This is a genomic window from Mycobacterium paraffinicum, from assembly GCF_001907675.1.
Classification (GTDB): domain Bacteria; phylum Actinomycetota; class Actinomycetes; order Mycobacteriales; family Mycobacteriaceae; genus Mycobacterium; species Mycobacterium paraffinicum_A.
The window spans coordinates 104,585-117,829 of sequence record NZ_MPNT01000005.1; the positions used below are offsets into that span (position 1 = coordinate 104,585).

General features: G+C 68.1%; 13 protein-coding genes and 2 pseudogenes. 12 read left to right on the forward strand and 3 right to left on the reverse strand.

All coding sequences use genetic code 11. The annotated features are described in order from the left end of the window. Window positions 1-2 precede the first annotated feature (2 nt). On the reverse strand, window positions 3-671 hold the full coding sequence (locus BRW65_RS07870; protein WP_073873255.1) for a hypothetical protein: 669 nt from the start codon (window positions 669-671) through the stop codon (window positions 3-5). A gap of 79 nt (window positions 672-750) precedes the next feature. On the opposite strand from BRW65_RS07870, the gene BRW65_RS07875 reads away from it, so the two are divergent. From BRW65_RS07875 to BRW65_RS07885, 3 genes are read left to right on the forward strand one after another with little or no spacing between them, the layout of a single operon-like run. Continuing rightward, window positions 751-2,268 (forward strand): carboxylesterase/lipase family protein, encoded by a 1,518-nt coding sequence (locus BRW65_RS07875; protein ID WP_073873257.1) that lies wholly within the window; start codon window positions 751-753, stop codon window positions 2,266-2,268. An 18-nt stretch (window positions 2,269-2,286) separates the two neighbouring features. Continuing rightward, window positions 2,287-4,299, forward strand: a complete 2,013-nt coding sequence (locus BRW65_RS07880; RefSeq protein ID WP_073873258.1) for a phosphotransferase — start codon at window positions 2,287-2,289, stop codon at window positions 4,297-4,299. Next, window positions 4,296-4,787 (forward strand): gluconokinase, encoded by a 492-nt coding sequence (locus tag BRW65_RS07885; protein WP_073873260.1) that lies wholly within the window; start codon window positions 4,296-4,298, stop codon window positions 4,785-4,787. Before BRW65_RS07880 ends, BRW65_RS07885 begins: the two co-directional genes overlap by 4 nt. A gap of 3 nt (window positions 4,788-4,790) precedes the next feature. On the opposite strand, the gene BRW65_RS07890 is transcribed toward BRW65_RS07885, so the two are convergent. Then, window positions 4,791-5,819, reverse strand: coding sequence for a DoxX family protein (locus BRW65_RS07890; RefSeq protein WP_073873262.1), 1,029 nt, complete (start codon window positions 5,817-5,819; stop codon window positions 4,791-4,793). Window positions 5,820-5,913: 94 nt separating this feature from the next. On the opposite strand from BRW65_RS07890, the gene pncA reads away from it, so the two are divergent. The 3 genes from pncA to BRW65_RS07905 all read left to right on the forward strand — a co-directional run bounded on the left by pncA (window position 5,914) and on the right by BRW65_RS07905 (window position 8,023). After that, on the forward strand, window positions 5,914-6,474 hold the full coding sequence (pncA, locus tag BRW65_RS07895; RefSeq protein ID WP_167374011.1) for a pyrazinamidase PncA: 561 nt from the start codon (window positions 5,914-5,916) through the stop codon (window positions 6,472-6,474). Continuing rightward, the gene (locus tag BRW65_RS07900; RefSeq protein WP_073873264.1) at window positions 6,474-7,274 is read left to right on the forward strand and encodes a ketosteroid isomerase family protein; all 801 of its coding nucleotides are present in this window, start codon (window positions 6,474-6,476) and stop codon (window positions 7,272-7,274) included. Before pncA ends, BRW65_RS07900 begins: the two co-directional genes overlap by 1 nt. 110 nt (window positions 7,275-7,384) lie before the next feature. Beyond that, window positions 7,385-8,023 (forward strand): hypothetical protein, encoded by a 639-nt coding sequence (locus BRW65_RS07905; protein WP_073873266.1) that lies wholly within the window; start codon window positions 7,385-7,387, stop codon window positions 8,021-8,023. A gap of 6 nt (window positions 8,024-8,029) precedes the next feature. On the opposite strand, the gene BRW65_RS07910 is transcribed toward BRW65_RS07905, so the two are convergent. Continuing rightward, entirely contained in the window at window positions 8,030-8,380 is a 351-nt protein-coding gene (locus BRW65_RS07910) for a DoxX family protein (RefSeq protein WP_073873268.1), read from the reverse strand. Between the two features lie 238 nt (window positions 8,381-8,618). Between BRW65_RS07910 and BRW65_RS32195 the strand changes: the two are divergent. From BRW65_RS32195 to BRW65_RS32200, 6 genes and pseudogenes are all read left to right on the forward strand, one after another. Beyond that, window positions 8,619-8,908 (forward strand): annotated as a pseudogene (locus tag BRW65_RS32195) (RNA polymerase subunit sigma); the annotation flags it as partial. Beyond that, a complete protein-coding gene (locus BRW65_RS07920) occupies window positions 8,898-10,220 on the forward strand; it encodes an ABC transporter substrate-binding protein (protein ID WP_073873272.1) in 1,323 nt (440 codons plus the stop codon). The pseudogene BRW65_RS32195 and the gene BRW65_RS07920, both read left to right, overlap by 11 nt. Then, a complete protein-coding gene (locus BRW65_RS07925) occupies window positions 10,217-11,164 on the forward strand; it encodes a carbohydrate ABC transporter permease (RefSeq protein WP_073873274.1) in 948 nt (315 codons plus the stop codon). Before BRW65_RS07920 ends, BRW65_RS07925 begins: the two co-directional genes overlap by 4 nt. Next, window positions 11,151-11,993, forward strand: coding sequence for a carbohydrate ABC transporter permease (locus tag BRW65_RS07930; protein WP_073873276.1), 843 nt, complete (start codon window positions 11,151-11,153; stop codon window positions 11,991-11,993). Before BRW65_RS07925 ends, BRW65_RS07930 begins: the two co-directional genes overlap by 14 nt. A gap of 3 nt (window positions 11,994-11,996) precedes the next feature. Continuing rightward, window positions 11,997-13,067, forward strand: a complete 1,071-nt coding sequence (locus BRW65_RS07935) for an ABC transporter ATP-binding protein (protein ID WP_073873278.1) — start codon at window positions 11,997-11,999, stop codon at window positions 13,065-13,067. A gap of 12 nt (window positions 13,068-13,079) precedes the next feature. Beyond that, window positions 13,080-13,196 (forward strand): annotated as a pseudogene (locus BRW65_RS32200) (patatin-like phospholipase family protein); the annotation flags it as partial. Window positions 13,197-13,245 lie beyond the last annotated feature (49 nt).

The window sequence follows — 13,245 nt, forward strand, 5'->3', positions numbered from 1 at the left end:
GATCAGCAACTGAACGCCGTGCCGACGCCGTCCGGCGCCGGCGCCGGCTTGAGGCAGCCGAACGGGTCGACGCCCGCGGGACCCAGCCGTGCGGCGGACTGGTGCGCGTAGTTGACGCAGTACACCGCGTCGGGATCGGCCCGGCAGCGATAGTCGCCGAATGACAGCGAGTCACCGTTCGCCAGCTCCGAACCGTTGCCGTTGATGAATGGACCGGGGTCGGCACGCGACGCACCCACCTGCAGGTTCACCCCGTCGAAGGTCACCCAACCGCCCTGCCAATCGCCGTAGGAGGTCGTGGGTTCGGGCGGCGGATTCGTCAGGCTCACCAGGCATAGCAGGGCGGGCCCCGTGTGCTTGGAATCGGTCGTGCACGATGCCTTGCCGGCGGCGGCGGTGAAGGCGACGTCGTTGCCGAGGGGCGTGGCCGCACCGTCGCGAATCGCATTGTGATAACGACCGGGGTCGGCGGGATGGCCGGCCTCGACCCACGCGATGACGTCGGAGATCGAGGCCCCGGCCGCCGGCGCCGCCGAGGGGGCCGGCGGTTTGCTCCCGGACGGGGAGGAGACGGCGCTCGTCGGCGTCTGAGTTTGCTGAGACTGGCCGCCGACCGTGTGGGAGCAGCCGGCGACCAGTGACGACGCTGCGAGCAGCGCGACGATCCGCATGCAGTCAGGCTAAACCGCCATGCCCGCAAATAAGGCGCTGCGCGCGCGTTACGCCCGTCATGTCGGCTAACGTCGGGTTATGCATCAGCGCACCGTCCGCGCACGCACGACCATCGGCACCGTGGAAGGTTTCACTCGCGACGGCGTCCACCGCTGGCGATCCATCCCGTATGCCCGGCCGCCGGTGGGGCCGCTGCGATTCCGCGCGCCCCACCCGGCACAGCCGTGGTCGGGTGTGCGGCACTGCCACGGCTTCGCCAACTGCGCACCCCAGCAGCGCCGCTACACCATGCTCGGCTGGTCGGGTCTTGGAGGCCGCTATCAGCCGATGGGGGAGGACTGCCTGACCCTCAACGTCGTCACCCCCGAGGGCCCCGCCGAAGAGCCGCTGCCCGTGATGGTCTTCATTCACGGCGGAGGCTACATCCTGGGCAGCTCGGCCACGCCGCTATACGACGGCGCCGCATTGGCGCGCCGCGGTTGCGTATACGTATCGGTGAACTACCGGCTGGGCGCGTTGGGATGCCTGGACCTGTCGTCCCTTTCGACCCCGGACATCACCATCGACAGCAACCTGTTCCTGCGCGACCTGGTGATGGCGTTGCGCTGGGTCAAAGACAACATCTCCGCGTTCGGTGGCGACCCGGACAACGTCACCATCTTCGGGGAGAGCGCCGGAGCGCACATCACCGCCACCCTGTTGGCGGTGCCCGCCGCCGAAGGCCTCTTCGCCCGGGCCATTTCGGAGAGCCCGGCCTCCGGCATGGTTCGCTCGCGAGAGACCGCGGCGGAATTCGCGACGCGCTTCGCCGAGCTGCTGGGCGCTCGCCCGGAGAACGCCGCCAAGGTCTTGATGCAGGCGTCCCCGGCGCAACTGGTGGACACCCAACACCGGCTGATCGACCAGGGCATGGAGGACAGGCTGGGCGCCTTTCCGATCGGCCCGGTCGCCGGCGACGACGTCGTGCCCACCGATCCGGTGGAGGCGATGCGCGGCGGCAGGGCGCACAGGGTGCCGCTCATCGTCGGCACCAATGCGGAAGAGGGACGGCTGTTCACCCGCTTCCTCAAGATGCTGCCGACCAATGAAGCCATGATCGAGGAGCTGCTGGCCGACACGGAACCGGCTGCGCGCGAACGCATTACCTCCGCCTACCCGGACTATCCCGCACCGTCGGCGTGTATCCAGCTCGGCGGCGACTTCGCCTTCGGCTCGGCCGCCTGGCAGATCGCCGAGGCGCACAGCGCCCACGCACCCACCTACCTCTACCGGTACGACTACGCGCCCCGCACGCTGCGCTGGTCGGGGCTGGGCGCCACCCATGCCACCGAGCTGCTGGCCGTCTTCGACGTCTATCGCACCCGATTCGGCGCCCTGTTGACCGCCGCCGCCGACCGGCGCGCCGCCCTTCGGGTCAGCAACCAGGTGCAACGGCGGTGGCGATCCTTCAGCCACACGGGCGCGCCGGGCGACGACTGGCCCACCTACACCACCGCCGACCGCGCCGTCATGGTCTTCGACCGTAAGAGCCGCGTCGAGTTCGACCCACACCCACACCGCCGGATTGCCTGGGACGGCTTCTCCCTGGCGCGGTGAGCTGGCACGCTGACCCTCATGCATGCCGACACCGCACAAGTCATCGAACGGCCCGCCGACCTCACCGCCGCATGGCTGGAAACGGCGGTCGGCGCGGGGCCCGTCGCCGATTTCTCCGTAGAACGCATCGGCACTGGGCAGATGAGCGAGTGCTACCGCGTCCGGCTCGGCTACGCCGATGGCGCCGCGACGCCCGGGAGACCCGAGTCGGTCGTCCTCAAGGTCGCGGCGACCGACCCGGTGAGCCGGCAAACCGGGCTGGCGCTCGGCCTTTACGAGCGCGAGGTGCGTTTCTACGCCGACATCGCGCCGCGCCTGGGCGGCCCGATAGCGCCCTGCTACCACGCCGCCGTGGACACCTCGACGGGGGCGTTCGATCTTCTGCTCGGCGATGCCGGGCCGGCGGTCGTCGGGGACGAAATCACCGGTGCCACAGCCGAACAGGCCCAGCTCGGTGTGGTCGAGCTGGGGCGGCTGCACGGACCGCTGCTCGGCGACGCTGCGCTTGCCGAGGCGCCGTGGCTCGACCGGGAATCGCCGCTCAACCAGGCGATGATCGCCCCGCTCTACGCGGGCTTCATCGACCGTTATGGCGACCAGATCGCACCGGAGCACCGCATGGTGTGCGAACGCCTGGTCGCGTCCTTCGACGGATACCTGGCCCAGGAAGGGGCGCCGGACCGCATCCAGGGCCTGATGCACGGCGATTACCGGCTGGACAACCTGTTGTTCGGCACCGCCGGGGCGGACCGCCCGTTGACGGTCGTTGACTGGCAGACGGTTTCGTGGGGCCCGGCGTTGACCGATCTCTCCTATTTCCTCGGCTGCGCCCTGCCGACACAGGATCGTCGGGAGTACTACGACGCATTGTTGCGGGCCTACCACCACGCGCTGGGCCCCGCGGCGCCGCTGTCGCTCGCCGACGTCACCGAAGGTGTCCGCAGGCAGAGCTTTTTCGGCGTGATGATGGCGATCGTCTCCTCGATGCTGGTGGAACGCACCGAGCGGGGCGACCGGATGTTCATGACCATGCTGCAACGGCACTGTGACCACGTGCTGGACACCGACGCGCTGGCGACGTTGCCGGCCGCCCAGACGCCCGAGCCCCTGCGGCCCACGGAGGAGGACGAACTCGCGCACGCTCCGACCGCCGAGCCGCTGTGGAGCGAGAGCTGGTACTCCGACTTCGCCGATGTCGCACAGGGATTGGGTGGCTGGTTCCGCCTCGGCCTGATCGCGAACGAGCAGAAGGCATGGGTGCACGCGCTGCTGTGCGGTCCCGGCATGCCGACCGTCGCCGTCGACGCGCAGGTGCCGCTGCCTTCGGACCCGTGGGAATTGCGCACCGACGCCGTCGAACTCGCCCACTCGGCCACCACGCCGCTGCAGGCTTACCGCGTCGACCTGCGTGCGCGGGCCCAGGCGTATTCCGACCCGTCGGCGCTGTTGCGCGGGGAGCCGGGTACCCCCGTCGAGATGACCATGAGCTTGGTGTGGGCCACCGACGGCGTGCCGTACGAGTACCGCCTCACGACGCGTTACGAGATTCCGTGCACGGTGTCGGGCACGGTCACCGTCGACGACGCCAGTTATCGCCTCGAGTCGGTCGCCGGCCAGCGCGATCACTCCTGGGGCGTGCGCGACTGGTGGAGCATGGACTGGCTGTGGAGCGCCCTGCACCTTGACGACGGCACGCATCTGCACGGGGTGAACATCCGGATCCCCGGGGCGCCGGCGTTCAGCATCGGCTACGCCCAGGATGCCGACGGCACGGTCACCGATCTGGAGACCGTGGAATCGCGAGAGTGCTTCGGCGCCAATGGGTTACCCCATAACGCCACGCTGAACCTCAACCCCGGCGGGATCACCGCGGACGTCGAGGTCCACGGCCACGCGCCGGTGCTCCTGACCGCCGCGGACGGGCGCGTGAGCCAATTCCCGCGGGCCTGGGTCACCGTCGAGACGGCCGACGGCCGACGCGGGGCCGGCTGGATGGAGTGGAACCGCAATCTCGGCGCACGGTCCGAATGAGCGGACCGGCGCCCGTCGTGGTGATGGGCGTCTCAGGATCGGGCAAGTCGACCGTGGGAGTGGCGCTCGCGCAACGCTTGGGGGTGCCGTTCGTGGACGCCGACGCCCTGCACCCGCCGGCCAACATCGCCAAGATGGCCGCGGGCGAACCGCTCGACGACGACGATCGCCGCCCATGGCTGGACAAGGTCGGCGAATGGCTGGCCGGCCACCGCGACGGCGGTGTGGTCAGCTGTTCGGCGTTGAAGCGCAAGTACCGCGACCAGTTGCGCACGCACTGCCCGGAGGTCGAATTCCTGCACCTCGCCGGCTCACCCGCACTCATCGGCGCTCGGCTGGCCGCCCGCACCGGTCACTTCATGCCGCCCGCGCTGCTGCGCTCGCAGTTCGACGCGCTGCAGCCGCTCGGCGCCGACGAGGCCGGCGCGATCGTCGACGTCGGTCAGGGCGTCGACGGGATCATCGACGCCTTCCTAAGCCGCGGTTGACGGTCAGGACAGCTTGCGCCGTCCGGCCTGGACCTGCTCACCGAGTCGGTCGCGGGCGGTGTCGGCCAGGTAGCCGCCTCGTGCGCGGGCCGTCTCGGCCAGGTAGGTCCCACGCGCCCGGGCGGTCTCGGCGAGGTCCTCGCCGCGATCCAACGCCGTGCTGGCCAGGTCTTCGCCGCGCTTGCGCGCCTTCTTAGCCAGCTTCTCGCTGCGCTTGCGCGCCTTCTTCGCCAGGGGTGCGGCCCAGTCGGCGGCTTCGTCGGCGAGCTCTTCGCTGCGCTTGCGCGCCTTCTTGGCCAGCGGCGCCGCGCGTTCGGCCGCCTCTTCGGCGAGCTCTTCGCCGCGCTTGCGCGCCTTCTTGGCCAGCGGCTTGCTTCGATCGGCGGCGGTGCTGGCGAATTCGCGGCCCCGTTCGAGCGCGGCCTCGGCGTACGGCGCCCCCCGTTCCGCGGCGGTGCTCGCCAATTCGCGGCCACGCTCGGCGCCGATCTGCAGGCCATGCACGATCTTCTCGCCCAACTCCGATAAGTCCGTATCGAAGCCGTCGTCGGAGCCGGGCAGCGCCGACGACACTCGCTCGGAGAGCCGTTCGGCCGCGCGGCGGCCGCGCCATCCGAGTGACGGCTTGCCCGCGGTGTCGGCCGACGCGATCAGCAACCCGCCCAGCAGGCTGAGGTCGGTGAGGAACTGCTGGCGCTTCTGCGCTTTGGCCTGCGGGTCGCTTTCGTTCCAGAACGAGTGCGCCCCGAGGTTGGCAGGCAGCACGGTGACGGCGAGCGCCGCCGAGGCGATGCGCGGCAGCTTGCCGGTGGCCAGCAGCAGGCCCCCACCGATCTGAACAGCGGCGTTGATTTGCGCGAACGTCTCGGGGTCGCTCGGGATGTTGCCGCTCACGGAATTCGGCAGCGCCTGCAAACCATCCACCGCCGGCGCGGCAGCCGCCGCAGCCGACTTGGGGTTGAGCAGGGAATTGACTCCTTGGCCGATGAAGGCAACTGAAAGCAATGGGCGCGCGATTCTCCGGATCACCATGGCCGGGGGATTACCCGACTGGTTGGCGAACAAACCGCCCGGCCCATATGCGCAGCTGAGCGCCGTACGGGGCGGCACCGTTAGGGTGAGACCCGTGAGGGCGTTGATCATCGTCGACGTGCAAAACGACTTCTGCGAGGGCGGCTCGCTGCCGGTGCCCGGCGGCGCCGCCGTGGCGGCCGCCATCAACGACTATCTGAGCGGCGAGCCGGGCTACCAGCACGTCGTAGCAACCCAGGATTTTCACGTTCGGCCGGGTGACCACTTCTCCGACCGGCCGGATTACTCGTCGACGTGGCCGCCGCACTGCATCGCCGGCAGCCCGGGCGCGGACTTTCGGCCCGACCTCGACACCAGCCGGATCGAGGCGGTCTTCCGCAAGGGCGCCTACGCCGCGGCATACAGCGGGTTCGAGGGCGTCGACCAGAACGGGACCCCGCTGCTGGACTGGTTGCGGCGGCATGGGGTGGACCAAGTCGACGTGGCCGGCATCGCCACGGACCAGTGTGTGCGAGCGACGGCCGAGGACGCCGCGCGGGCGGGCCTGTCCACCAGGGTGCTGGTGGACCTCACCGCGGCCGTGGCCGCGGATTCGGCCGCGCAAGCGCTGGCCCAGCTGCGGTCCGCGGGCGTCGAGCTGGTCGGGGGTCCGTGATGGGCGTGGCGCGGGAGCGGGAACGCCTCCTCGCTGCCGTCGAGCGCTCGCCGCGGGCGGCCGCCGCGCACGACCGCGCCGGTTGGGTGGGGCTGTTCACCGACAACGGCCGCGTCGAGGATCCGGTCGGCTCGCGGCCGCACGTCGGGCGCGAACAGATCGGCCGTTTTTATGACACCTTCATCGGTCCGCGCGATATCAAATTCCATCGCGATCTCGACGTCGTCTTCGGCACCGCGGTTCTGCGCGACCTCGAGCTCGAAGTCGCCATGGGCGCCGGCGCCACCATGTACATCCCCGCGCTCCTGCGCTACGACATGCGAGAGACCGACGGCGACTGGCGCATTGGCGAATTGCGGGCGTACTGGGAACTGCCGGCCATGATGCGACAATTCCTCCGAACCGGACCACGCGCGGTCTCGCCCGGCCTCAAACTGTCCGGCAGCCTGTTGAGCAATCAGCGGCTGCGCGGCACGGTGGGCTTCATGGCGGGATTCCGGCGGGTCGGCGCGCGTGGCAAGAGGATGGTGCGTGCCTTTGTCGATGCCATCGCCAAGGGCGACCAGCAGGCCGCCTTGCGTTCCTTAACATCAAGCAACGCAATAACTTTGGGTGATAACGACCCACTTGCCGTAGCCGAACTCGTCGAGCGGCTCGACTGCGCCCGCAGCACCAAGATGATCGGTGCCGGCACCGCCGTGGCGGTTTCGCTGACCTCGACTCGCGGGCGCGCCATCATGTTCGCCGACATGACGCGGCGGACAAACGCTATCAACCGAATCCGGTATTTTCCGGCCTGACGGGCACGCCGCCCCGCGCGCGCCACCAAATTTGCTCAAAGGTCGCGCCGACCTATTGCCCCCGCGCTGGCCGGTGCCGTAGAAATAGCTGTCCCCGAAGGGAGGCGACGATGAGTCTGGTGCGAATCTTCGGCGTGGGAATGGCGGTCACCGCCGCGCTGAGTATTGTCACGGCTTGCGGCGGTAAGGGCGACACCGCTGCGTCCTCAAGCTCGTCGAAAGCGACGTCGTCGACCTCGACGACACCCTCGAGCTCCGCGGCGTCGACGACGTCGAGCGCCCCACCGTCGGGTGTGGCGCCACTCGGCGACTACACGTACCTCCTGCTGCAGGCGAGCGACGTCGGCATCGACGTCGCGACCACGGGTCCCCCCACGCAGAATCCCGGCGGCATCGCCGGAGCCGGGGTGACTTTCACCAACCCGCCCCGCACGCGCAGCATCGACGACGTCGTCGTCGTCTTCACCGACCCGGCGACCGCCGCGCAGCAGGCGAAAGAGCGCGCCCAATCGTTCGGCAAGTACGTCACCGGCGCCCCGCAGCCCTTCGAGGTCGGAACCAACGGTCTGATCGCGGTGGGGACATCGCCCGACAACTCGAAATCGGTGACCTATGTGACCTTCGCCGAGGGCAGGGTGGGCGTCGACCTGGAGTTCGACAGCCCACCCAACGACCCCGCCCCGCGGGACGTCGTGCTGGACATGGCCAACAAACAAGACCAACTCGTCAAGGACCGTTTGCCCAGCTAGAGCGGTTCAGCGCCCGACGGTCAACGCCAGCGTGGCCGCCGACAGGCACAGGTAGGCGCCGGGAAACGCGATGTTGTAGAGGATTCGCGCCCGCAGGTGTGTCACGACCGCGCCGACGAAGAACAACACCAGGCCGGTAGCGGCCGCGATTCCCAAGGCGCGCAGACCGATTACCCCGACGACCAGCCCGGCCGCCCCGGCCAGCTTGAGCGTCCCCAGCGCCGGCAGCCACGACCGAGGCACTCCGACTTCGGCCGAGTTGGCCAAGACAAACCTCGCCGGCACGAGATCGGCCACGGCGATCCCGGCGGTGATGGCGGCGGTGAACAGGGTGATCACGACGTATGCGGTGTTCATCGTTGTCAAACCCTTGCCGCGCAGTCGGTTTTGCGGCGGCGAGCCGAACGATCGCCGCGCATTCCGCGGCGCACAATCGATAGGGTCATGGTGCTGGCCTCCTTCGCAACAGAGGGCTCGATGGACGCGGTCATTCTCTTGACGGTTCCTCTGCGGAAAACGTGACCGATGAGCGCCCATAAAAATCTGGCCGATCTCGCGCGGTGCTTCGACGCGGACCGGCGGCACCTGAGGTCTCCTCGCCGAGGAGACCCGCCGATTCGCGCGGCGGGCCCGCGCCGGCACCGGGCATCGTGATAGCGCCACACGGTCACGCGGAGGTGCTGCTGCTGATTGCCCTGGACGGCCGATGACCGCGTCCACGCGATCGACATCACCGGGGATCGTGAGCGTATCGAGTCGGCCGTTCTGGCGCTCCCGGGCGGGGCCATCCAGCAACACCACAGCCGCATCGGGTACCAAGGACATCAGACGCCGCCGGCGGGGCGGCCGGCAACGGGGCGAGAACGGAAGGACCATGCTCGATAAGCCCTTCGCGCGGCGCGGCCTGCTGCGCGGCGCCGGCGCGCTCACGGCGGCATCGATCGCGCCATGGGCCGCAGGCTGCGCTCCAGAAGAGGACGCGTTGACGTTCTTCTTCGCGGCCAACCCCGACGAACGCGATGCCAGGATTCGCATCGTCGACGAGTTCACGCGGCGCCACCCCGACATCAAGGTGCGCCCGGTGCTTTCGGCCCCGGGCGTGATGCAGCAGCTGTCGACGTTCTGCGCAGGCGGCAAGTGCCCGGACGTGTTGATGGCGTGGGACCTGAGCTATGCCGAGTTGGCCGCCCGCGGTGTGCTGCTGGACCTCAACACGATGCTGTCCCGCGATCACGCCTTCGCGGCCGAGTTGAAGTCCGATGGCATCGGGGCGCTGTATGACACCTTCACGTACAACGGTGGCCAGTACGCGCTTCCGGAGCAATGGTCCGGCAACTACCTGTTCTACAACAAGCGGCTGTTCGCCGAGGCGGGGGTGCCGCCGCCGCCCAGTTCGTGGCAACGGCCATGGAGTTTCGCCGAATTCCTGGACACCGCCACCGCGCTCACCAAGCGAAGCGGAACTGGGCGAGCCACCCAATGGGGGTTCGTGAACATGTTCGTTTCGTACTACTCGGCCGGGCTGTTCGCCATGAACAACGGCGTGCCGTGGTCCACCCCGCTGAAGAACCCGACCCACTTCAATTTCGGTGACGACGCGTTCACGGAGGCGGTGCAGTTCTACGCCGACCTGGCCAACAAGCACAAGGTCGCGCCCAACGCCTCCGACGTCCAGTCGATGTCGACGCCGGACCTGTTCGCGGCGGGCAAGGCGGCCATGGCGATGGGTGGCCACTGGCGATACCAGACCTTCATCCGGGCCGACGGCCTGGACTTCGATGTCACCTCGTTGCCGGTTGGGCCCCGACGGCAGGGACAGGCCGCGCACTCCAACATCGGCTCCACCGGACTGGCCATCTCCGCGAGCAGTCAACGCAAGGAACAAGCATGGGAATTCGTGAAGTTCGCGGCCGGCCCGGTCGGGCAGGCGTTGATCGGTGAGTCCAGCCTCTTCGTTCCGGTACTGCAATCCGCACTCGACTCGCCCGGATTCGCCGCTGCACACCGCAACGTCGGCAACCTCGCCGTGCTGACGCAAGGCCCGGCCTACTCCGAGGGGTTGCCGGTCACCCCGGCGTGGGAGAAGATCGTCGCCTTGATGGACCGCAGCTTTGGGCCCGTGCTGCGCGGATCGCGGCCCGCCACATCGCTGGCGGCCCTGTCGCCCGCCATCGACGAGGTGTTGCGCACCCCATGACGTCGATCGACATCGGCCCCGCCACCCGCAAACCCGCCAAGGGCGCGGGCCCTTGGCGACGCCGCGCCCGGGCCGGCCGCCTCTTCGTGGCGCCGAACCTGGCGGCCGTCGCGCTGTTCATGCTTTTCCCGCTGGGATTCTCGCTCTACATGAGCTTTCAGCGGTGGGACGTCTTCACGCCACCGAAGTTCGTGGGCCTGAAGAACTTTCAGGAGCTCTTCACCTCCGACCCGCTCTTCCTCATCGCCATCCGCAACACCGTCATTTTCACGCTCGGAACGGTCGTGCCGACCATCGTCGTCAGCCTTGTCGTGGCCGGCGTGCTGAACCGCAAGGTCAAAGGCATCGGCATTTTCCGTACCATTGTCTTTCTGCCGCTGGCCATCTCGTCGGTGGTGATGGCGGTCGTCTGGCAGTTCGTGTTCAACACCGACAATGGACTGCTCAACATCATGCTGGGCTGGGTCGGGATCGGTCCGGTGCCGTGGCTGGTCGAACCCCGGTGGGCCATGGCGTCACTCTGCATCGTCAGCGTGTGGCGCAGCGTGCCATTCGCCACCGTCATCCTGCTCGCGGCGATGCAGGGGGTTCCCGAGACCGTCTACGAGGCGGCCCGAATTGACGGGGCGGGCGAGATACGGCAGTTCACGTTCATCACGGTGCCGCTGATCCGCGGGTCGATATCATTTGTCGGCGTCATCTCGATCATCCACGCGTTCCAGGCTTTTGACATGGTCTACGTCCTCAACGGCGCGAATGGCGGGCCCGAAACCGCCACGTACGTCCTGGGCATCATGCTGTTCCAGCACGCGTTCTCGTTCCTGGAATTCGGGTACGCGTCCGCACTGGCGTGGGTGATGTTCGCCATCTTGCTGGTGCTGACCGTGGTGCAGCTGCGAATCACTCGGCAACGGTCCTGGGAGACTTCTCGTGGCCTCAGCTGAGCGCTTGTTCACGCGCAACGTCGTCCGGGGAGTCCTGGTCTACACCGCGCTGATCGCCATCGCCTGGTGCTGGTTGTTCCCGATCGCCTGGGCGGTATCGGGCTCGTTGAAGCGGGAAGGTGAGATCACCGAGCCGAAGCTGTTGCCTGCGCATCCGCGGTGGTCGAACTACACCGAGGTGTTCTCGTTGATGCCCTTCGCGCGGATGTTCTTCAACACCGTGCTGTACGCCGGGTGTGTGACCGCCGGGCAGGTCTTCTTTTGCTCGTTGGCCGGGTACGCGTTCGCGCGATTGGAGTTTCGCGGACGCGATACGCTGTTCGTGCTGTATCTGGGCACGCTGATGGTGCCGCTGACCGTGACGGTGATACCGCAGTTCATCCTGATGCGGACCGTCGGGTGGGTCGACACACCCTGGTCCATGATCGTGCCGGGCCTGTTCGGCAGCGCTTTCGGCACCTACCTGATGCGTCAGTTCTTTCGGACGCTCCCGACCGACCTGGAGGAGGCGGCGATACTCGACGGTTGTTCGCCATGGCAGATCTACTGGCGAATCCTGTTGCCCCACGCCCGTCCCGCGGTCATGGTGCTCGCGGTGCTCACCTGGGTCAACGTCTGGAACGATTTCCTGTGGCCGCTGCTGATGCTGCAGCGCAACAGCCTGGCCACGCTGACCCTCGGCCTCGTACGACTGCGGGGCGAATACGTCGCGCGCTGGCCGATCATCATGGCGACGTCGATGCTGATCATGCTGCCGTTGGTGCTCATCTATGCCCTCGCGCAGCGGTCCTTCGTCAGGGGCATCGCCGTCTCGGGACTCAACGGATAAGGCATGGCCTCAGTAACTTTCGAGCAAGCGACGCGGCGCTACGCCGGGACGGATCGCCCAGCATTGGACAGCCTCGATCTGGAAGTCGGCGACGGAGAGTTCGTCGTCCTGGTCGGCCCCTCCGGATGCGGCAAGACGACGTCCCTGCGGATGGTGGCCGGGCTGGAAACGCTGGACTCCGGTCGCATCAGGATCGGCGATCGCGACGTCACCACCGTCGATCCGAAGGACCGTGACGTGGCGATGGTCTTCCAGAACTATGCGCTCTACCCGCACATGACCGTCGCGCAGAACATGGGCTTCGCCCTGAAGATCGCCAAGACACCGAAGGCCGAAATTCGTGACCGCGTCCTGGACGCGGCCAAACTGCTTGACCTGCACCCGTATCTGGACCGCAAGCCCAAGGACCTTTCCGGTGGACAGCGCCAACGGGTGGCGATGGGGCGGGCGATCGTGCGCCGCCCGCAGGTCTTCCTGATGGATGAGCCGCTGTCGAACCTCGACGCCAAGTTGCGCGTGCAGACCCGCAACCAGATCGCGGCGCTGCAGCGGCGGCTGGGCACCACCACCGTCTACGTCACCCACGACCAGGTCGAGGCGATGACCATGGGGGACCGCGTCGCGGTTCTGCGCGATGGCGTGCTGCAACAGTTTGCCGCCCCACGCGAGCTGTACCGCAACCCGATCAACGTCTTCGTCGCGGGGTTCATCGGGTCGCCCGCGATGAACCTGTTCACGCTGCCGATCGTCGATTCCGCTGTGTCGTTGGGGGATTGGCACATCCCGATACCGCGGGAGCTCACCGATACCGCGAGTGAGGTCGTCGTGGGGGTGCGTCCCGAGCATTTCGAGCTGGGCGGTCAGGGCGTCGAGATGGAGGTCGACGTGGTCGAGGAGCTGGGAGCGGACGCCTACCTGTATGGCCGAATCACCGGTTCCGGTAAGGTCATCGACCAGCCCGTCGTGGCGCGCGCCGACGGGCGCCGGCCTCCGGAGAAGGGCAGCCGGGTGCGCCTGCACCCGGAACCGGGACACCTGCACTTCTTCGGGGTCGACGGTCGACGAATCAGCTAACGGGGCACGGCCATGGCCGACGTGAGCACATCCCGCGCCGATCTGGTTTGCGAAGGCGGTGGCGTCCGGGGCATCGGGCTGCTCGGGGCGGTGGACGCGCTGGCCCAGGCGGACCAGGAGTTTCTGCGGACGTGGAGCCACCCGGATTACCTGGCGGCGTGCAGCGGCCCGACGAAGG

Bases quoted from the DNA above. Each gene is read 5' to 3' on its own strand.
- BRW65_RS07870 (WP_073873255.1), bottom strand. From the start codon at position 671: ATGCGGATCGTCGCGCTGCTCGCAGCGTCGTCACTGGTCGCCGGCTGC.
- BRW65_RS07875 (WP_073873257.1), top strand. From the start codon at position 751: ATGCATCAGCGCACCGTCCGCGCACGCACGACCATCGGCACCGTGGAA.
- BRW65_RS07880 (WP_073873258.1), top strand. From the start codon at position 2,287: ATGCATGCCGACACCGCACAAGTCATCGAACGGCCCGCCGACCTCACC.
- BRW65_RS07885 (WP_073873260.1), top strand. From the start codon at position 4,296: ATGAGCGGACCGGCGCCCGTCGTGGTGATGGGCGTCTCAGGATCGGGC.
- BRW65_RS07890 (WP_073873262.1), bottom strand. From the start codon at position 5,819: ATGGTGATCCGGAGAATCGCGCGCCCATTGCTTTCAGTTGCCTTCATC.
- BRW65_RS07900 (WP_073873264.1), top strand. From the start codon at position 6,474: ATGGGCGTGGCGCGGGAGCGGGAACGCCTCCTCGCTGCCGTCGAGCGC.
- BRW65_RS07905 (WP_073873266.1), top strand. From the start codon at position 7,385: ATGAGTCTGGTGCGAATCTTCGGCGTGGGAATGGCGGTCACCGCCGCG.
- BRW65_RS07910 (WP_073873268.1), bottom strand. From the start codon at position 8,380: ATGAACACCGCATACGTCGTGATCACCCTGTTCACCGCCGCCATCACC.
- BRW65_RS07920 (WP_073873272.1), top strand. From the start codon at position 8,898: ATGCTCGATAAGCCCTTCGCGCGGCGCGGCCTGCTGCGCGGCGCCGGC.
- BRW65_RS07925 (WP_073873274.1), top strand. From the start codon at position 10,217: ATGACGTCGATCGACATCGGCCCCGCCACCCGCAAACCCGCCAAGGGC.
- BRW65_RS07935 (WP_073873278.1), top strand. From the start codon at position 11,997: ATGGCCTCAGTAACTTTCGAGCAAGCGACGCGGCGCTACGCCGGGACG.